Origin of the sequence: Staphylococcus sp. HMSC063A07 (genome assembly GCF_001836955.1) — a bacterium.
GTDB classification, from domain to species: Bacteria; Bacillota; Bacilli; order Staphylococcales; family Staphylococcaceae; genus Staphylococcus; species Staphylococcus lugdunensis.
Map to the genome: position 1 here is coordinate 293,032 of NZ_KV830924.1, position 19,582 is coordinate 312,613.

Here is a 19,582-nt window from a genome sequence, read left to right on the forward strand (position 1 = left end):
GTCAAATCACCTTTGTGCTATATGTGTTTTTTATGTTAACGCTTTTTTCGACTTAATATTTCTTCATTATTGTTATCGAATGGTTGTTGCTCATGTTTATTTGCATATTCTTGACGTATTTCTTTTTCTAATTGTTTTTTCTTGCGTTCACGTCTCCAATTTCTTGTGCTATACCATAATAAGAAACTCAAGATTAAACTCATAATCGCTAAGAATGCAGCATAACCTAGCAATGGTTGGTATGAAATAGAATAAAAATTAGGTATAAAAAATGCCAGAATTGCAAGTACAACAAACGTTACAATTGAAGCAAAAAACCATTTATGCAGTATTAAAGTACAAATAACTGTTAGAATAACCATCGCTATAATAGTTATCCACAAATAATTAGGCATATCAAAGATACTCATTATTATACTCCTTAATCTTTTAATCTACATTATGTATAACTATATCATAAATTTTATTCATTATACCATCGCTTTATCACTGAAATCACACAATTTTAGCCTTACGATTACAATTAAGTGTACACTCCCCTATCTTTTCATGTACTTTTTTATTTATTAACGGTTCTGAAGAAATTGATAAATTCATGTATAATAAATGATACATACAAATACATAGGAGTGATATTAATGCCTATAGGATTACCATTAAGAAAAGATGTCCCTACTAATGAAACATGGGATTTGCAAGATTTATTTAAAAGTGATGATGATTTTTATAACACTTTAGCTGAAACAACTAAACGTGCAAAACATTTCCAGCAATCTTTTAAATCTCAACTTACAAATACACAACTTACACTTAAAGCATTAGATGAATATGAAAATATTTTAATTACGATAGATCGATTAGCAAACTATGTTGAACTAAGACTTAGCGTTGATACTGCAGATGAAGAAGGTCAAAAGGTAAACGCGAAATTTTCAACATCAATGGGTTTGATAGCGAGTCAGCTTTCTTTCGTTGAATCAGAACTCCTTGCTTTGTCAGATAATCAAATACGAACAATTCAAGCCAATGTTCCTTATCCACACTATATAGAGAAATTGATTCAAAGAAAATCTTATCAATTATCCCCTGCTGTTGAAGAGACACTTGCGACACTTTCGCCTTTGTTTTCAAGTGCATATGATCTATACGGCACTACAAAAATGTTAGATGTTCACTTTCATCCATTTGAACATGATGGTATAACCTACCCTCTAGATTATGCTACTTTTGAAAATGAATATGAAGACCACCCTGATCCTAACTTTAGACAGCAAAGTTTTAAACACTTTAGTGATGCTTTACGTCAATATCAACATACAACAGCAGCAACATATAACATGCAAGTACAACAAGAAAAAATCGAAGCTACTTTAAGAGGTTATGACTCTGTTATTGATTTTTTATTACATGATCAGGAAGTCAGCAGAGATATGTATCATCGCCAAATTGACGTTATCATGAGTGATTTAGCACCCGTGATGCAAAAATATGCGCGTCTATTAAAACGTATTCATGGCTTAGAAAAAATGCGTTTTGAAGATTTGAAAATTTCTGTTGATCCAAGCTATGAACCTGAAATATCAATAGAAGAATCTAAAACATATATTAGAGGTGCCTTAAGCGTCCTAGGTGAAGAATATATGGACATGGTTGAACAAGCCTATGCAAGACGATGGATTGATTTTGCCCAAAATAAAGGTAAAGAAACAGGTGCTTATTGTGCAAGTCCTTATTTATCACATTCATATGTTTTTATATCTTGGACTGGAAAAATGACTGAAACATTTGTCCTAGCTCATGAACTTGGACATGCAGGTCATTTCAACCTTGCTCAACAAAACCAACACTTCTTAGATTCAGAGGCCTCAATGTATTTTGTCGAAGCACCTTCAACTATGAATGAAATGCTCATGTCTAACTATTTATTTGAACATAGTGATGATCCTAAATTTAAACGCTGGGTGATTGGCTCAATTTTATCACGCACATATTATCATAATATGGTTACACATCTACTTGAAGCGGCTTATCAACGTGAAGTGTATAAACTTGTTGATCAAGGTGAATCCTTGACTGCACCATTATTAAATCATATTACTCGTAATGTCTACGAACAATTCTTTGGTGATGCTGTCGAGTTAACCAATGGTGCAGAATTAACTTGGATGAGACAGCCACACTACTATATGGGTCTATACTCCTATACTTATTCAGCAGGATTAACTATTGGTACTGTGGTAGCTCAAAAAATTAAAAACGAAGGGCAACCTGCAGTTAATGCTTGGTTGAATACTTTGCGCGCAGGTGGCAGTAAATCCCCAGTTGAACTAGCTAAAATGGCTGGCGTTGATATTACAACAGAAGCTGCATTAAAATCTACAATAGCCTATATTTCAAAACTGGTGAATGAAGTCGAAGCTTTAACTAATATCATTGAGCAGCAGTAAAAACTAATAACCACGAAGCCTAACTTAAATAAGGCATCGTGGTTATTTTTTATTGTGATCATTCATTTGATTGTTATATTAACGTTTAAAGCTATCAAAATGTTCTCCCGTCAAATAATAATATACACTTTCAGCAATATTAGTTACATGGTCCCCCACACGTTCTAAGTTACGTGCTGCTAAATGTGCTTGCCCAGCCACAAATGGATCATTATCTATTAAATATGTTGTATTGACGATATTAGCATATAAATCATCTATATCTTGATCACGATCAATAATTTCACGAATTAATGTAATATCTTCATGTTTTGCGGCCGTATTTAAATCTTGCAGCATAAGCATCGCAAGTTTCCCCATTGTTTTAAGGCGTGTAAGCACGTAATCATCCGTTATTTTAACTCTTAAACGAATATTAGCGATACTTGCAACATTATCACCCATTCTTTCAAAATCAGTAGCAATTTTTAAAGCTGCCATCATCATTCTTAAGTCGCTAGCAATAGGCTGTTGTTTCATAATAAGTAAAATAACTTTTTCATTTATTTCACAATCTAATTTATTAATATCTTTATCTTTATTAATGACTTGACGCGCAAAATTTTTGTCTTTTTCACTTAATGACACAATTGCATTATTTATATTGAAGTACGTATACAAGCCCATGCGACGAATATCTTTTAATAATTCATCGAGTTGTTCTTGATAATTTTGACGAATAATTGTCATATTTTTTAACCAAAACGTCCAGAAATATAATCTTCCGTCTGCTTATCAGAAGGATTAGAGAATATTTTGTCCGTATCATCATATTCATTAACATAGCCATTTAAGAAAAAGGCCGTTTTATCCGAAACACGTGCGGCTTGTTGCATATTATGTGTCACCATAATGATTGAATAATCTTTTTTAAGCTCTTGTACAAGTTCCTCGACTTTTAACGTTGAAATCGGATCTAAGGCTGAAGTTGGCTCGTCCATTAAAATAACATCTGGTTCAATTGCCAAACATCTCGCTATACAAACACGTTGTTGTTGACCGCCAGATAAACCATATGCGTTCATGTGTAAACGATCTTTCAATTCATCCCAAATTGCTGCTCCACGTAACGATTTTTCAACAATTTCGTCTAATATTTTTTTATCTTTAATACCATGCGTTTTCGGGCCATAAGTAATATTATCATAAATTGATTTAGGGAATGGATTAGGTTGCTGGAAGACCATACCAACATTTGTACGTAGTTTCTCTTTTGAATACTTCTCATCAAAAATATTTTTATCACGATATAATATTTTTCCTGCTGTCTTAACGGAAGGTACTAATTCTACCATGCGATTGAGCGCTTTAATGTAAGTCGATTTTCCACAACCAGATGGTCCAATAATTGCTGTAACGTTGTTTTCTAAAATGTCTAAGTTAATATTTTGTAACGCATGATTATCTCCATACCACAAATCTAAATTTTGTGTTGAATAGACTACTTTTCTATCACTATCTGAAAGATGGTCTTCTTTTTTTGAATGCTCTGTTGTTATTATTGTTGAATCATTTTGTGCTTTGGTTGTTTGTTGATTATTTTTTTCTACTGCTTGTTCTATGTTTTCTTTATCTTTAGTTAAATTGTTTGTCATTTTGAAAACTCCTTCACTCTCTAATTACTATAAAAACAAATCCCTAGTTCACGTGAACACCCAACATGATTAGAACTTTTTACTAAATTTATTACGGAAATAAATAGCTAAACCGTTCATTAATAATAAGATAACTAAAAGTACTATAATTCCTGCTGAAGCAACATTTTGAAATTCTGCTTGCGGTAATTTAGCCCAGTTATATATCGCCATTGGTAACGCCTGGAATTGATCCATGACAGAATTAGGTAAACGCAATAGTATTGTAGGAATACCTATTAAAATTAATGGCGCAGTCTCACCTAAAGCACGAGATAATGCTAGAATAAAGCCGGTTAAAATTCCTGGTAGTGCTGCTGGCAACACTACTTTTCGGATTGTTTGCCACTTGTTTGCACCTAAACCATAAGATGCTTCTCTAACTGATGACGGCACTGCTCTTATTGCCTCTTGAGCTGCAACAATAATGACAGGTAAAATTAATAACGTCATGGTTAATGCACCAGCTAAAATTGAATTACCTAATGATAAGGCTTGAATATTCATACCTCTAACAAAGATTGTCAATCCAAGTAATCCGAAAACTACAGAAGGTACACCAGCTAAATTAGAAATACAAACTTTAATAAAATCTGTAAATGGATTTTTCTTAGCATACTCCTCTAGATAAATTGCTGTTCCTACTCCCAAAATAATTGAAAATGGTATGATGGTTAACATGAGCCATAATGTACCAACCAGAGCCCCTTTTATACCCGCTTGAGAGGGTGTTGATGATGAAAAATTAGTAAAGAATGAAGGCGTTAGATGACCCACACCTTTAATTAAGGTATCAATAAGTAATGCTGCTAAAAAAAGCAACCCAATCAACGTACATGCTAAAAATAAAAATTTATTGATTTTATTTTTAGTCATGCGTGTACTAATATTTTTTTCAACTTTAGACTGATCTACTAAAGCTTTTTTGTGTATATTTGTTGATGATGACATATTAATACTCCTCTCTAAAGCGCTTAGAAATCCATTGAGAAAGCAGGTTCATTAGTAACGTAAATATAAATAATGTAAATCCAACAGCATAAATACTGTAATAAACATCTGAGCCATATGTTGCATCCCCAGTCGCAACTTGAACTATATAACCTGTCATTGTTTGAATGGAACCTGTTAAATCTAAGGAAGCAGTTGGTGTACTACCCGCCGCTAGTGAAACAATCATTGTTTCACCAATAGCTCTTGAAATCGCCAAAACGATTGAAGCCAATACACCTGAAATAGCTGCTGGTAACACTACTTTCGTCGCTACTTCAAACTTAGTAGCTCCAAGCCCCAGTGCACCTTCTCGAATTTTATTCGGAACAGAAGACATTGCATCTTCACTCATACTCGTAATTAACGGTATAATCATCACACCAACAACCAATCCTGGACTAATTGAATTAAAGCTTCCTAATTCTGGAAAAATAGATCTTAAAATTGGTGTAATGAATGTTAATGCGAAGAAACCAAAAACGATTGTCGGAATCCCAGCTAAAATTTCTAATATTGGCTTAATAATACGTCGCGTTCTATCACTTGCGTATTCACTTAAATAAATGGCTGCACCCAATCCAATAGGTACTGCAAATATTGCTGCGATAAGCGTAATTTTTAACGTCCCTATAACTAAAGCCCAAATGCCATATTTAGGACTAGATGAAAATGGTGCCCATTCTGTAGTGAAAAGAAATTCAGTAATGGATACCCTAGTGAAAAATGTAATTGTTTCTGTTAATAATGTAACTAATATGCCAATCGTAACTAATATAGATATAAATGAAATAACAGCTAGAATCATAGGTACGATTTTATCGCTTTTACCGCCCTTTTTTGCGTTATTCTTGGCAATCAATTCCCTAACATTTGTATTTGAAGCCATACCATACACACTCCGTTTTCTCCCAATTATTAAAAAAGTGGATTGGGAATAGATTCGGTTTAACTCTGAGTTAATCAGTGATGCACGCGTCAATTAACTCATGTTCAACCTACATAAGTGAGTATACGTATTTCATTACGTTTCTATCACTTAATTTATTCCCAACCCAGTTCTATTGATTTATTTATTATTTATCTTTCTTGTCTTTTTTATCTTTATCTTTTTTATCATCTTTTTTGCCATTTTTGTCGATGAATTTATCTAATTGCTTTTGTTCTTTTTTGTAATCATCTTTTGGCAATGCTACATAACCTGCATCTTCTGCAGATTTACCTTCATCTTTAAGAACGAATTTCATAAATTCTTGGAAGCCTTTATTTTCTTCTAATGATTTTTCTTTTGCATAGATGAATAATGGTCTACTTAAAGCGTATGAATTATCTTGTATTGTTTTTTTAGTTGGTTTTGTATCTTTGCCTTTATCGTCTTTAATTTTTACTTCTTTCAATTTATCTTTATTTTGTTGATAGAAGTTATAGCCAAAGTAACCAATACCTTCTTTATTTTTCTCTACAGATTGAACGATAACATTCGTATCTGCATTTTTCTCAGCTTTAATATCACCTTTATCCATTACTTCTTCACTGAAGAAATCATAAGTACCATGTGATTGGTCTGGTGAAAATGCTTTGATTTTTTTATTTGGCCAACTTGAATTTACATCTTTCCAAGTTTTAGCTTCTCCAGAGTAGATTTTTTTCAATTGGTCTTTTGATAAAGAATCAACAAAATCGTTATCTTTGTTTACCGTTACTGTTACGCCATCTTGAGCAATTTTGTATTCTTTATATTTGATATTTTTGTCTTCTAATTTTTTCTTTTCTTCATCTTTAATCGGTCTTGAAGCATTTGAGAAATCTGTTTCTCCAGCGATGAATTTTTCGAAGCCACCGCCAGTACCAGAAGTACCAGATGATACTGTTACATCAGGATAATCTTTAGCAAATTTTTCGTTTAGTTTTTCAACGATAGGACCTACTGTGGATGATCCGTCACCTTTAACTTCTCCGCTAACATCTTTACCATTACCTGAGCCATTTCCGCCACAAGCTCCTAATAAAACCGAAGCGCCCAATACAGTAGTACCAACTAATTGCCACTTTTTCATTAATATATCCTCCTAATATAAATAACCCAAATGTTATATGTATTTCTTACACTTCTAATACTACAGACCCTTTGTTAAATTAAAATAGAGTGAATGTAAATGTTTTGTTAAGTTTAAAACAGCTGATAAATCAAGCTTATATAATCTGTTTTAATGAAGTTTGTATTTAAAAAGAAAATGGTAGATAGACAAATATAAGTTCAACTTATTGCCTACTACCATTTTTAAATACTGTATTTAGTTATAATCTATGTGGCTAAATTTAATCCTCAACACGGCTCCAGCCTTTTTTCGTCAAAGAAATTTTTCCCGTTTCAATATTAATGATTTTTTGTTTGTATAAATGACCAATAGCTCGTTTAAAAGAACCTTTACTCATATTAAAAACTTCTTTAATGGCTTCTGGACTTGATTTATCCCAAAAAGGAAGTTCACCATTATATTCAACTAATAAATCAAAAATGATTTGTCCATCATCATCTAAGCGTTCATGTGCAAGTGGTAAGAATGACGCATTAAGCTCTCCTTTGTCGTTATGACCAATGACGCGTACATTAACTTTTTCTCCTAGACGCGGCTCTGACTTGCGTTCAGACTCATGTACAAATATTTTGTATCCCTCTTTAGATAGTAAGAAACTACCTACTCTTAATAAACGATATGGTCTTGCTTCTATAATTTCATTTAACATATCATCATCTTGCACTGGCGTGTACATTTTTTCGACAATTGTTTCACTAGCGAGACGAGCAAACATGTGATTGTCACGATCGATACGCAAAGTAACGAGTAAATAATCCCCTGATACGGGCCATATATCTTTAACTTTTGGTAAATCTTCCCAAGGCACTAGCACTTCTCTAGGTAAACCGATGTCTACATGCGCACCATCACGGTCCGTTTTTAATACTTTAGCAAAATCATATTTATCTTTTGTTATATCAGGCATGTTTTGCGTTGCAAATAAATCCCCAGATCTATTGGGATATATAAAGAAACTATATTCCTCTCCTATTTCTAACTCATCATCATCACTTATTTCAGATTGATTCAATTTAACTTGTTCACCATTCGGGCCTTTTAACAAATAAGTAGAACCTTGTTTGCCTTCGACTTTTAGAAATTCAATTGAACCTACTATATCTTTATCTAATGCCATATTGTTCTCCTTCGAGTAATGTATTCCTATTTATTATAACATGTCTAATGTTTTCTACCATAACAACAATTATTCAGTCGAAAGTCAAGATATTATATGATATAATTCATCCGTTAGAAAAACGTAAAAAAGGAGCAAATGAATGTTACAAGTTACTGATGTTAGTTTACGTTTTGGTGATCGTAAACTATTTGAAGATGTTAATATTAAATTCACTGAAGGTAATTGTTATGGTCTTATTGGTGCTAATGGCGCTGGTAAGTCAACGTTTTTGAAAATTTTATCAGGTGAATTAGACTCACAAACTGGTCACGTTGTCTTAGGCAAAAACGAACGTCTCGCCGTATTAAAACAAGATCACTTTGCCTATGAAGATGAACGTGTACTTGATGTTGTTATTAAAGGACATGAACGTTTATTCGAAGTAATGAAAGAAAAAGATGCCATATATATGAAACCAGATTTTAGCGATGAAGACGGTATTCGCGCTGCCGAACTTGAAGGTGAATTTGCTGAGATGAATGGTTGGAATGCTGAAGCAGATGCTGCTTCTTTACTATCAGGATTAGGTATTTCTACTGATTTACACGACAAAAAAATGGCTGAATTGGAAAATAATCAAAAAGTAAAAGTCTTATTAGCACAAAGTTTATTTGGCGACCCTGATGTATTACTACTTGACGAACCTACCAATGGTCTAGATATTCCAGCAATTAGCTGGTTGGAAGACTTTTTAATTAACTTTGATAATACTGTTATTGTTGTGTCTCATGATCGCCACTTTTTAAATAACGTTTGTACCCATATTGCTGATTTAGATTTTGGAAAAATTAAATTATATGTTGGGAACTATGATTTCTGGTATCAATCAAGTCAATTAGCACAAAAGATGGCTCAGGAACAAAATAAGAAAAAAGAAGAGAAAATGAAAGAGTTACAAGATTTCATCGCACGATTCTCTGCTAATGCTTCTAAATCTAAACAAGCTACAAGTCGAAAGAAACAGTTGGAAAAAATTGAATTAGATGATATTCAACCATCTTCAAGACGTTATCCTTTTGTGAAATTTACACCAGAGCGTGAAATTGGTAACGATTTGTTAGCAGTTGAAAATATCTCTAAAACAATCGATGGTGAAAAAGTCTTAGATAACATTTCTTTTACTATGAATCCTAATGATAAAGCAATTCTAATTGGTGACAGTGAAATTGCCAAAACAACATTATTAAAAATCCTTGCAGGAGAAATGGAACCAGATGAAGGTACTGTTAAGTGGGGAGTTACGACATCATTAAGTTATTTCCCTAAAGATAACTCAGAGTTCTTTGAGGGTGTGAATATGAATTTAGTTGATTGGTTGCGTCAATATGCACCTGAAGATGAGCAAACAGAAACATTTTTACGTGGTTTCTTAGGCCGCATGCTATTCAGTGGTGAAGAAGTTAAGAAAAAAGCCAGCGTTCTTTCAGGTGGAGAAAAAGTCCGTTGTATGTTAAGTAAAATGATGCTTTCAAGTGCCAATGTTCTGTTACTCGATGAACCTACAAATCATCTTGACTTAGAAAGTATCACTGCTGTAAACGATGGTTTGAAGTCATTTAAAGGTTCAATTATCTTTACGTCATATGATTTTGAATTCATCAATACCATTGCCAACCGTGTCATTGATTTAAATCAAGCTGGTGGATTATCAAAAGAATTACCATATGAAGAATATCTAAAAGAAACTGGCGTTCTCTCATAATCTCCCCATCGATTTCTAAACAAACTGGTACATTAAATATAGAGTTTGCCCTGTTCTCTCATGTATGTCTTCATCATGCTTCGCACTTAAAAGAACTGTATTTAATCTTAATGTCATTTATTATAAAAATCATTCAGAGCCTAAGACGTAATTATGTTTTAGGCTCTAAAGTATATATTGGTAGTAGTCGACTGAATTGAAAATATGCTTATATCAAGCTTTTTTTCGATTTTAGTCATACATGCCGGTAAGAAATACAAATTCAAAATGAATACTGTCGCGCTTCCTTCCACTTGTCAGAGAGCGTGATGTCTAAACTTATATTTAAATAAACCTGTTTATTATTTTTAAAAATGCATAGCAGCGATATTACTTTTTACATTAACTATGATTAATTAGTCAATTACAGCATTATGAAACCTTTAATTGTCAGTAAATTTGTAAAAATCTAAATTCTCAGTTTACAGATGCTAACCCACCATGTATAATGAAAAACATATCAATTGAATAAGATTTTGATGAGGCGCATCAATCATTAGTAAGAAATAGAGTACTGTCTGCTAACAGCTATTTCTGAAAGGGTGCGATGCCGAAATAATGCAACTAGCAGGTTCGCTTTATTGGACTTTATGGTTAAAAGCCAAAAGTTTGTCATTATTTTTTAATAATGGAGTGCATCACTTGTTATAAAAATCCCGAGCAAGTTCGCGCATTCCGAACTTGCTCTTTTTTAGTAGCATGTGTCTCCTTTAATATTGGAGGTTTAACAATTTGAAACGACGCGTTTTAAAATTTGGCGGTTCATCAGTCGCTGATTTTACAAAAATAAAAAATATCGCAGCGATGCTTAAGCGTCGTGTCGATGAAGGTGAACAATTAATTGTAGTAGTAAGTGCTATGGGCAAAACAACGGACCTGTTAATGGAAAACGTACAATCATTAACTACAACACCTAGAGATCAAGAACTTGCCCTACTGTTAACTACCGGAGAACAACAAACTGTTTCTTATTTATCAATGGTTCTCAATGATATAGGTGTTGCTTCCCGTTCAATGACAGGTTATCAAGCTGGCATTAAAACAATAGGTCATCATTTGAAAAGCAAAATTGCTGAAATCAATCCTGCAGTATTTGATCATGCATTTGAGACGTATGATGTTATTGTTGTGGCAGGTTTCCAAGGTATAAATGATAACTATGAATTAACCACGCTTGGTCGTGGGGGTTCAGATACTACAGCCGTTGCACTTGCCGCTAGTAATGCAACCCCATGTGAAATCTACACAGATGTCGATGGTGTTTATGCAACAGACCCTCGTATTTTGAGTCGAGCTAAGAGATTAGATGTCGTCTCTTATGAAGAGATGATGGAAATGAGTGCATTAGGCGCAGGCGTATTAGAGACTCGAAGTGTTGAGTTAGCCAAAAATTATGATATTCCTATCTATTTAGGTCGTACTTTATCAAATGTGAAAGGAACATGGATTATGCCCAATAGTGAAATATTAGAGAAAAAAGCTGTCACTGGTGTAGCTTTAGATAAACACATGATGCATATCACAATTAGCTATCCTTTATCTGATGACCGTTTGCTTACACAACTATTTACCGCTTTAGATAAAGGCGCAATTAATGTAGATATGATATCTCAAATTGTCAATGTTGAAGGATTACAATTATCATTTTCTATCAAAGATAGTGATATTCATCAAATCTCAGATATATTAGAAAAACTATCCGTATCTTTTAGTGCATTAGATTATAAGATTAATGAAACATATGTCAAAATTTCACTAATTGGTTCAGGCATGCGCGATATGTCAGGCGTAGCTTCTAAAGCATTTATCACATTGATAAATGCCAAAATCCCTTTTTACCAGACAACCACTTCTGAAATTAGCATTTCTTATGTCATTGATGCACAGAATGGTGACCGAGCCGTACAAACATTGTATGATGCATTTGAAATATAGAATATGTTTCTGGGACATAGCTATATTTTAGGCTCGGAGCCCTATATTGGTAGTATTGACTGGATTGAAAATACGCTGATACAAAGCTTTTTTCAATCTTAGTCAATCTTTCCGGGGCGGGACTACAAATTCATATTGAATTCTGTCCCAATCCCATAGATACATTTTAAAGATTTTCAAAATTTCAAATAGAATGAATAATGGAGTGACAGACTTATGACAAGATTAGCAGTAGTTGGAGCAACAGGATTAGTTGGAACAAAAATGTTAGAAACTTTAGATAGAAAAGGCATTCCTTTTGATGAATTAGTGCTTTTTTCTTCAGCGCGCTCAGCTGGCAAGAAAATTGATTTCCAAGATCAAATATATATAGTACAAGAATTAACAGAAGCAGCAGCAAGTGAACATTTTGACTATGTCTTAATGAGTGCTGGTGGTGGTACAAGTAAACAATTTGCTCCTATTTTCGAACAAGCAGGTGCAATTGTAATTGATAACTCAAGCCAATGGCGTATGAAAAAAGATATAGACTTAGTCGTTCCAGAAGTAAATGAACCCCATTTTAAACGCGGCATTATTGCCAATCCAAACTGCTCAACTATTCAATCAGTAGTTCCACTAAGAGTTTTGCAAGAAAAATTTGGTTTAAAACGTGTTGCATATACAACATATCAAGCCGTTTCAGGTTCTGGTATTAAAGGAAAAAGAGATTTAGCTGAAGGTGCAAATGGTAAAGCACCAGAAGCATATCCTCACCCTATTTATAATAATGTTCTACCTCACATCGATATCTTTTTAGAAGATGGCTATACTAAAGAAGAACAAAAAATGATTGATGAAACACGTAAAATATTAAACGAACCAGACTTACGTGTAACGGCAACATGTGCACGCGTACCAGTACAAGATAGTCATAGCGTTGAAATCGATGTTACGCTTATTGAAGAAGCAACAACTGAAGAAATCAAAGCTTTATTTGACAAAGATCCTCGTGTTGTTCTCGTAGATAATCCAGCCAATAATGAATATCCATTAGCCATTAATTCTACGGGCAAAGATGAGGTATTTGTTGGACGTATTAGACGTGATGACTCACTAGACAATACATTCCATGTTTGGTGTACTTCTGATAACTTACTAAAAGGCGCCGCATTAAATGCCGTTCAAGTATTAGAGCAAGTCATTAAATTAAAAGGAGCTAGATAATTATGGCACATTTATTCGAAGGTGTTGGTGTAGCTCTAGCTACCCCATTTACTAATAATGAAGTTGACTATCAAGCACTTGAAAGACATGTTGATTTTTTACTTATAAATAATGTTAAAGCAATTATTGTCAACGGTACTACTGCAGAAAGCCCTACGCTAACTGACAACGAAAAAGCACAGGTACTCGAAGCCGTTATTAAACAAGTCAATCATCGTGTAACGATCATTGCTGGAACTGGCACAAATAATACTGCAAAATCTATACAGGCATCATTGCGTGCAAAAGAACTAGGCGCTGATGCAATCATGTTAATCACACCTTATTATAATAAAACAAACCAACGCGGCTTAATTAAGCATTTTGAAACGATTGCAAACGAGGTTAAATTGCCTGTAGTACTTTATAATGTACCTTCTCGTACTAATATGACGATTAATCCAGAAACAGTCGAAACGCTAAGTCATAATGATTATATTATAGCTATCAAAGATGCCACTAATGACTTTGCATATTATGAAGAAGTAAAAAAACGTATTAACCAAGCGGAGTTTGCATTATATAGTGGTAATGATGACAACGTCGTTGAATTTTATAATCGAGGCGGCAATGGGGTCATTTCAGTCATTGCAAATGTGATACCTCAAGAATTTCAAGCTTTATATGATGCTAAACAAAGAGGAGAAAATATTACAAAAAGTTTCGAACCAATAAGTAAACTATTATCAACTTTATCATGTGATGTAAATCCAATTCCGATTAAAGCTTTAACAAGTCATTTAGGTTTTGGTAATTATGAACTACGTTTACCACTTCTACCTTTAGAAGCTGCAGAAACTAAAGTATTAATTAACGCTTACGAGCAATTTAAAGCAGGTGAACTTTAATGAAGATATTATTAATTGGTTATGGCGCAATGAATCAACGTGTTGCACGACTAGCTGAAGAAAAAGGTCATCAAATCGTTGGTGTCATTGATCGCGAAAATAGCCCGAGCACACCTTACCCACGTTATGACCATATCAAGGATGCACAAAATGAGGCAGATGTAGCCATTGATTTTTCAAATCCCAAATTATTATTACCATTGCTCGATGAAGACTTTGAATTGCCATTAGTCATTGCTACAACTGGTGAAAAAGAGCAACTTACAGCTAAACTTAAACAACTTAGTAAACGCATGCCAGTTTTCTTCAGTGCAAATATGAGTTATGGTGTTCATGCATTAACTAAAATTTTAGAAGTAGCTGTTCCCCTATTACAAGATTTTGACATCGAATTAACAGAAGCACATCATAACAAAAAAGTCGATGCACCGAGTGGAACACTTGTCAAACTTTATGACGTAATTAAAGAATTACGTGAGAATGTGACACCTGTTTACGATAGACATGAACGTAATGAAAAACGCACTAAAGATGAAATTGGTATCCACGCAGTACGTGGCGGAACGATTGTTGGAGAACATGATATCCTGTTTGCCGGTACTGATGAAACAATAACAATTTCACATAAAGCACAATCAAAAGATATTTTTGCAAATGGTGCCATAGGAGCTGCAACGAAACTCGTTCATAAGAAAAATGGTTTTTATACTTTTGACAATTTATAATTTAAGGAGAGACATCAATTATGGTTCAACATTTATCAGCGCAAGAAATAATTCAATTCATTAGTGATGCAAAAAAATCTACACCACTAAAAATATATATCAACGGGGATTTTAGTAATATATCATTTCCTGATTCATTCAAAGTCTTTGGATCAAATAACTCTAAAATTATTTTCTGTGAAGCAGATGATTGGAAGCCTTTCTATGAGCAATATCAATCTAGTTTAACTGATTTAGAAATTGAAATGGATCGAAGAAATTCAGCTATCCCGCTCAAAGATTTAACAAATACTAATGCGCGTATTGAGCCTGGTGCTTTTATTCGTGAAGGTGCCACAATAGAAGATGGAGCTGTCGTTATGATGGGCGCCACAATTAATATTGGTGCAGTCGTTGGTGAAGGTACAATGATTGATATGAATGCAACTTTAGGCGGACGTGCAACAACTGGAAAAAATGTGCATGTGGGTGCTGGTTCAGTATTAGCAGGCGTTATTGAACCACCAAGTGCGCAACCAGTGGTAATTGAAGATAATGTCTTAATCGGTGCGAATGCTGTTATTCTTGAAGGCGTTCACGTTGGTAAAGGTGCCATTGTAGCTGCAGGTGCCATTGTCACTCAAGATGTACCAGCAGGTGCCGTCGTTGCAGGTACACCTGCAAAGGTTATAAAACAAACATCTGAAGTAGAAGACTCAAAACATGAAATTGTCTCTGCTTTAAGAAAACTAAATGATTAATCACTTTGTTCAATTAAATTAAAGTACTTCGGAGGTTGAAATGTTGCAATTGCTTATCATTTCACCTCCTTAGTTATACTTTTTACAAGCGGTATACTACAAATATTTAAGTTACAATAGATGTATGTATTATATTGATAAAAGAGGATGATAGCATGAATGAATTAGAATTTGTAACAACACATAGACGTCACTTACATCAGCATCCAGAACTTAGCTTACATGAATTCGAAACAACCAAATATATTACTGGGTTTTTAGATGATATCGGTGTATCTTATGAAAGACCCCTTGAAACAGGCGCAATCGCTTATTTAGAAGGCAACAGTGACCATACTATAGCTTTTAGAGCAGATATTGATGCTTTGCCTATTTTTGAGGAAAATGATATCGATTATCGTAGTCAAGTTGATAATGTTATGCATGCCTGTGGTCATGATGGACACACAACTGCATTGATGTTATTCGTAAAACGTTGTAAAGACCAAGCGGATAAAGGACTATTGCCACATAATGTCGTATTTATTTTCCAACCAGCTGAAGAAACTGGTGGCGGCGCCAATCGTTTAATCAAAGCAGGTGCATTTAATAACTACCCTATTGAAGCCATTTTTGGAGTTCATGTAAATCCTTTTGCAGAAGAAGGACAAATCGTTATTCGTGATAATGAGATTACTGCTAGTGCAACTGAATACCGTTTTTATCTGCAAGGATTATCTAGCCATGTTGCCGATAAAGAGCAAGGTCATTCTTGTGGAGAAGCATTGCAACACGTGCTTGCTCAAGTGGGAATGATCCAACAGTTTCATCTTAATGGCTTGAAGCGAAATATTGTCCATATGGGCCACTTTGAAGCTGGAGAAGCTATTAACACAGTGCCAAGCCATGGTTATTTAGAAGGTACAATTCGTACTTATGATGCAAATGATTTAAATAGCGTTAAAACACAGATGCAAAAAATTGCTAAAAGTGTGAGCTTACTTTTCAACGTTGATTGTCAAGTTAAATTTGAAGAAGGCTATCCTGCAACGATGAATAGCCCACAATTACGTAACACAGTTGAACAGGCCATTGTCAATGCTGGCTTAGAAGTTGTTGAGAAACCTTTACCTTTTTTATTTGGAGAAGATTTTAGTTTCTATGGTCAACAACTTGCCCCAGCTTATTTTGCATTTGTTGGAACGCGTAACGAAGCCAAAAATTATATTACTGGATTACACACATCCCATTTAAATTTCGATGAGCGTGTATTAATTTATGTAGCTGATTACTATGAAAATTTATTAAAACAATACGGGGAGGCATAACATAGTGACTGCAACATGGTCCGTAAATTCAGACATATTTTTCAACAATGTCGTAACTGTTAAAAATAACCAACCTATTATGGCTGTAGTAAAAAACAATGCCTATCACTATGGATTAGAGTATGCTGTAAATATGTTTTTAAAGGCAGGTATAAATACTTTTAGCACGACTTCTCTTAAAGAAGCCGTTCGCATTAGAAAACTTGCGCCTAAAGCTACTATCTTTTTAATGAATGCTGTTTATGACTTCGATATTGTGCGTCATAACCGTATTCACATGACGTTGCCATCACTGCAATATTATTATGCTAATAAATCCAATTTGTATGACATTAATGTGCATTTAGAATATGAAAACTTATTACATCGCTCAGGGTTTAAAAATCTTAGCGAACTACGCGAAGTATTAAAAGATCATGAGCAAAATAATCAACCTCATAAAATGCATATCACAGGTTTATGGACTCATTTTGGTTATGCTGATGAGTTTGATGTGCCAGAATACGATACTGAAAAACGTGCTTGGTTAAAGGTTTTAAATACACTATTAGCAGAAGGTTATACTTTTGACATGATTCATGCTCAAAATAGTGCAAGCTTTTATCGTGAGCAACATCAAGTACTTTCCAATCACACACATGCTCGAGTTGGTATTGCATTGTATGGTTCACGCCCATATAGTTCGTTAAAACCTTCTGAAATCAAACAGGCTTTAACCGTTAAAGCAAATGTGATTCAAGTAAGAGAAGTAAATAAAGGGGATTATTGTGGGTACAGCTTTGCATATGAATGTAAGAATCATCATACCCGCCTTGCGGTCGTAGATATAGGCTATGGTGATGGAATTTTAAAATCCAGAGCACAACATGATGTAATCATCAACGGAAAACGTTATCCGATTCGTGCACTAATGATGAGTCATATGTTTGTTGAAGTGGATGAGCTTGTTCATGCAAGAGACGAAGTTGTATTATATAATAATGATATACGCATAGATGAATTTACATTTAAAGGCGTAGGAGCAAATTCAGAACAGCTCAGTGCAATGAACCATGATTCTTTAATAAAGGAGTACAAATAAATGACTGTTAAATATAATGATTATGGTGAACTAACTATGGGAGGTACTAGTCTTAAAACATTAGCTTTAAGCTTTGGTACCCCCACCATCGTATATGATGAAGATCAAATTCGTCATCAAATGAGACGTTATCATTCCGCTTTTAAACAAAGTGGTTTAACATATAATATTTCATATGCTTCAAAAGCCTTTACGTGTTTGCAAATGGTCAAACTTGTTCAAGAAGAAGGTTTACAATTAGATGTTGTATCGGAAGGAGAGTTATATACCGCCCTATCAGCAGGTTTTGATCCAAAACAAATTCACTTCCACGGTAATAATAAAACAAAACGTGAGATTCAATATGGATTAGAAAATGGAATTGGCTATTTTGTGGTAGATGCTTTAGAAGAAATAGAATTAATTGATAAATATGCAAGTGATACGGTAAATGTTGTATTACGAGTTAATCCTGGTGTTGAAGCACATACTCATGAGTTTATTCAAACAGGTCAAGAAGATAGTAAATTTGGATTATCAATTAAATATGGTCTAGCACTGGAAGCAATTAATAAAATTAAAGCTTCCAAGCATTTGTATTTAAAAGGTATTCATTTCCATGTTGGCTCACAAATTGAAGGTACAGAAGCCATGATTGAAACAGCAAAAATTGTCTTAAATTGGTTATCTGAACAACAAATTCAAGTCGAGTTGCTAAATTTAGGCGGTGGGTTTGGCATTAAATATGTCGAAGGTGACACAAGCTTTCCAATTGAAGAAGGCATTGCAGAAATCACAACTGCTATCAAAGATATAACAAAAGAATTAAACTACTCAGTTCCTGAGATTGGTATTGAACCAGGACGTTCAATTGTTGGAGAAGCAGGTATAACACTTTATGAAGTAGGTACAATTAAAGACATACCTGGAGTTAACAAGTATGTATCAATTGATGGTGGTATGAGTGACCATATACGAACAGCACTTTATGATGCACAATATGAAGCATTACTTGTTAATCGTCATGAATCCGCAGATGAAACAGTTACAATCTCCGGAAAACTATGTGAATCCGGAGATATAATCATTAGAAATGCCAAATTACCATCATCAGTTCATCGCGGAGATATTTTGGCTATCCTCTCAACTGGAGCTTATCACTATTCAATGTCATCGAATTACAATCAAATGCAAAAACCGTCAGTCTTCTTTTTAAAAGATGGTAAAGCGAGAGAAGTAATTAAACGACAATCACTACGACAACTTATTATTAATGATACAAAATAATTAAAGTACCCCACTAGCGGCTTAATATAATAGGAAGATCTTAGAAAATAGCGAGCCTGGGACATAAATCTTAGAAAATAGCACTCATATGAATTGAATTCAATTTCATATGAGTGCCTCATTTTATTCAATACTTCGCATTGTTGGCTCGCTTTCTTAGGGGACAGCTTTAGCCACCCCAACTTGCTTTGCCAGACGAAATGCTTTTCGCATTTCTCTTTGTTGGGGTCCCGTTTGTCCTGTTCTCTCAAGAGTCTCGCCAAAATATGGCACTTTCGTATAATTTAATAAACACAACTAAACTAAATTAACGAAGTGCCTTATGT

Annotated in this window: 17 protein-coding genes and 1 riboswitch; of the genes, 10 read left to right on the forward strand and 7 right to left on the reverse strand. The window is 34.2% G+C overall.

What is annotated here, in order from left to right; translation table 11 throughout:
- Positions 1-35: 35 nt before the first annotated feature.
- Entirely contained in the window at positions 36-410 is a 375-nt protein-coding gene (locus HMPREF2597_RS07430) for a hypothetical protein (RefSeq protein ID WP_002478200.1), read from the reverse strand.
- Positions 411-638: 228 nt separating this feature from the next.
- Between HMPREF2597_RS07430 and pepF the strand changes: the two genes are divergently transcribed.
- Positions 639-2,447, forward strand: a complete 1,809-nt coding sequence (gene pepF / locus HMPREF2597_RS07435) for an oligoendopeptidase F (RefSeq protein ID WP_002478201.1) — start codon at positions 639-641, stop codon at positions 2,445-2,447.
- A 78-nt stretch (positions 2,448-2,525) separates the two neighbouring features.
- Here pepF and phoU read toward each other — a convergent pair whose 3' ends face one another.
- From phoU to cvfB, 6 genes are all read right to left on the reverse strand, one after another.
- Positions 2,526-3,176: a phosphate signaling complex protein PhoU gene (gene phoU, locus HMPREF2597_RS07440; protein WP_002459122.1), complete on the reverse strand. Its 651-nt coding sequence runs from the start codon at positions 3,174-3,176 to the stop codon at positions 2,526-2,528.
- A gap of 5 nt (positions 3,177-3,181) precedes the next feature.
- The gene (gene pstB, locus HMPREF2597_RS07445) at positions 3,182-4,081 is read right to left on the reverse strand and encodes a phosphate ABC transporter ATP-binding protein PstB (RefSeq protein WP_002459123.1); all 900 of its coding nucleotides are present in this window, start codon (positions 4,079-4,081) and stop codon (positions 3,182-3,184) included.
- 69 nt (positions 4,082-4,150) lie between these two features.
- On the reverse strand, positions 4,151-5,071 hold the full coding sequence (gene pstA / locus HMPREF2597_RS07450) for a phosphate ABC transporter permease PstA (protein WP_002459124.1): 921 nt from the start codon (positions 5,069-5,071) through the stop codon (positions 4,151-4,153).
- Position 5,072: 1 nt separating this feature from the next.
- Complete coding sequence (gene pstC / locus HMPREF2597_RS07455; RefSeq protein WP_002478202.1) at positions 5,073-5,999, reverse strand: phosphate ABC transporter permease subunit PstC; 927 nt, start codon at positions 5,997-5,999, stop codon at positions 5,073-5,075.
- Positions 6,000-6,186: 187 nt separating this feature from the next.
- On the reverse strand, positions 6,187-7,167 hold the full coding sequence (locus HMPREF2597_RS07460) for a PstS family phosphate ABC transporter substrate-binding protein (RefSeq protein WP_002459126.1): 981 nt from the start codon (positions 7,165-7,167) through the stop codon (positions 6,187-6,189).
- 262 nt (positions 7,168-7,429) lie between these two features.
- Positions 7,430-8,326, reverse strand: a complete 897-nt coding sequence (gene cvfB / locus HMPREF2597_RS07465; RefSeq protein ID WP_002478204.1) for an RNA-binding virulence regulatory protein CvfB — start codon at positions 8,324-8,326, stop codon at positions 7,430-7,432.
- A gap of 142 nt (positions 8,327-8,468) precedes the next feature.
- Between cvfB and HMPREF2597_RS07470 the strand changes: the two genes are divergently transcribed.
- From HMPREF2597_RS07470 to lysA, 9 genes are all read left to right on the forward strand, one after another.
- Positions 8,469-10,070: an ABC-F family ATP-binding cassette domain-containing protein gene (locus tag HMPREF2597_RS07470; protein ID WP_002459128.1), complete on the forward strand. Its 1,602-nt coding sequence runs from the start codon at positions 8,469-8,471 to the stop codon at positions 10,068-10,070.
- A gap of 510 nt (positions 10,071-10,580) precedes the next feature.
- A riboswitch (Lysine riboswitch) is annotated at positions 10,581-10,756 on the forward strand.
- An 85-nt stretch (positions 10,757-10,841) separates the two neighbouring features.
- A complete protein-coding gene (locus HMPREF2597_RS07475; protein ID WP_002478205.1) occupies positions 10,842-12,044 on the forward strand; it encodes an aspartate kinase in 1,203 nt (400 codons plus the stop codon).
- A gap of 216 nt (positions 12,045-12,260) precedes the next feature.
- Positions 12,261-13,250 (forward strand): aspartate-semialdehyde dehydrogenase, encoded by a 990-nt coding sequence (locus HMPREF2597_RS07480; protein ID WP_002478206.1) that lies wholly within the window; start codon positions 12,261-12,263, stop codon positions 13,248-13,250.
- Between the two features lie 2 nt (positions 13,251-13,252).
- Positions 13,253-14,137 carry a 4-hydroxy-tetrahydrodipicolinate synthase gene (gene dapA / locus HMPREF2597_RS07485; RefSeq protein WP_002478207.1) on the forward strand — a complete coding sequence of 295 codons (885 nt, stop codon included), beginning with the start codon at positions 13,253-13,255 and terminating at the stop codon, positions 14,135-14,137.
- On the forward strand, positions 14,137-14,862 hold the full coding sequence (gene dapB / locus HMPREF2597_RS07490) for a 4-hydroxy-tetrahydrodipicolinate reductase (RefSeq protein WP_002478208.1): 726 nt from the start codon (positions 14,137-14,139) through the stop codon (positions 14,860-14,862). The genes dapA and dapB overlap by 1 nt, the downstream gene beginning before the upstream one ends.
- 20 nt (positions 14,863-14,882) lie before the next feature.
- Positions 14,883-15,602, forward strand: a complete 720-nt coding sequence (dapD, locus tag HMPREF2597_RS07495) for a 2,3,4,5-tetrahydropyridine-2,6-dicarboxylate N-acetyltransferase (protein WP_002478209.1) — start codon at positions 14,883-14,885, stop codon at positions 15,600-15,602.
- A 155-nt stretch (positions 15,603-15,757) separates the two neighbouring features.
- On the forward strand, positions 15,758-16,909 hold the full coding sequence (locus HMPREF2597_RS07500; RefSeq protein ID WP_002478210.1) for an amidohydrolase: 1,152 nt from the start codon (positions 15,758-15,760) through the stop codon (positions 16,907-16,909).
- A gap of 4 nt (positions 16,910-16,913) precedes the next feature.
- Positions 16,914-17,990: an alanine racemase gene (locus HMPREF2597_RS07505; RefSeq protein ID WP_002478211.1), complete on the forward strand. Its 1,077-nt coding sequence runs from the start codon at positions 16,914-16,916 to the stop codon at positions 17,988-17,990.
- Positions 17,991-19,256: a diaminopimelate decarboxylase gene (gene lysA / locus HMPREF2597_RS07510; protein WP_002478212.1), complete on the forward strand. Its 1,266-nt coding sequence runs from the start codon at positions 17,991-17,993 to the stop codon at positions 19,254-19,256. It abuts the gene before it with no gap.
- The last annotated feature ends 326 nt before the right edge of the window (positions 19,257-19,582 follow it).

What these genes read in the sequence shown, in the direction of transcription:
- pstA (WP_002459124.1), bottom strand. Translation starts at nt 5,071, where the DNA reads ATGTCATCATCAACAAATATACACAAAAAAGCTTTAGTAGATCAGTCT.
- dapB (WP_002478208.1), top strand. Translation starts at nt 14,137, where the DNA reads ATGAAGATATTATTAATTGGTTATGGCGCAATGAATCAACGTGTTGCA.
- pstB (WP_002459123.1), bottom strand. Translation starts at nt 4,081, where the DNA reads ATGACAAACAATTTAACTAAAGATAAAGAAAACATAGAACAAGCAGTA.
- phoU (WP_002459122.1), bottom strand. Translation starts at nt 3,176, where the DNA reads ATGACAATTATTCGTCAAAATTATCAAGAACAACTCGATGAATTATTA.
- HMPREF2597_RS07470 (WP_002459128.1), top strand. Translation starts at nt 8,469, where the DNA reads ATGTTACAAGTTACTGATGTTAGTTTACGTTTTGGTGATCGTAAACTA.
- dapA (WP_002478207.1), top strand. Translation starts at nt 13,253, where the DNA reads ATGGCACATTTATTCGAAGGTGTTGGTGTAGCTCTAGCTACCCCATTT.
- lysA (WP_002478212.1), top strand. Translation starts at nt 17,991, where the DNA reads ATGACTGTTAAATATAATGATTATGGTGAACTAACTATGGGAGGTACT.
- HMPREF2597_RS07480 (WP_002478206.1), top strand. Translation starts at nt 12,261, where the DNA reads ATGACAAGATTAGCAGTAGTTGGAGCAACAGGATTAGTTGGAACAAAA.
- cvfB (WP_002478204.1), bottom strand. Translation starts at nt 8,326, where the DNA reads ATGGCATTAGATAAAGATATAGTAGGTTCAATTGAATTTCTAAAAGTC.
- HMPREF2597_RS07460 (WP_002459126.1), bottom strand. Translation starts at nt 7,167, where the DNA reads ATGAAAAAGTGGCAATTAGTTGGTACTACTGTATTGGGCGCTTCGGTT.
- HMPREF2597_RS07500 (WP_002478210.1), top strand. Translation starts at nt 15,758, where the DNA reads ATGAATGAATTAGAATTTGTAACAACACATAGACGTCACTTACATCAG.
- pepF (WP_002478201.1), top strand. Translation starts at nt 639, where the DNA reads ATGCCTATAGGATTACCATTAAGAAAAGATGTCCCTACTAATGAAACA.
- pstC (WP_002478202.1), bottom strand. Translation starts at nt 5,999, where the DNA reads ATGGCTTCAAATACAAATGTTAGGGAATTGATTGCCAAGAATAACGCA.
- dapD (WP_002478209.1), top strand. Translation starts at nt 14,883, where the DNA reads ATGGTTCAACATTTATCAGCGCAAGAAATAATTCAATTCATTAGTGAT.
- HMPREF2597_RS07430 (WP_002478200.1), bottom strand. Translation starts at nt 410, where the DNA reads ATGAGTATCTTTGATATGCCTAATTATTTGTGGATAACTATTATAGCG.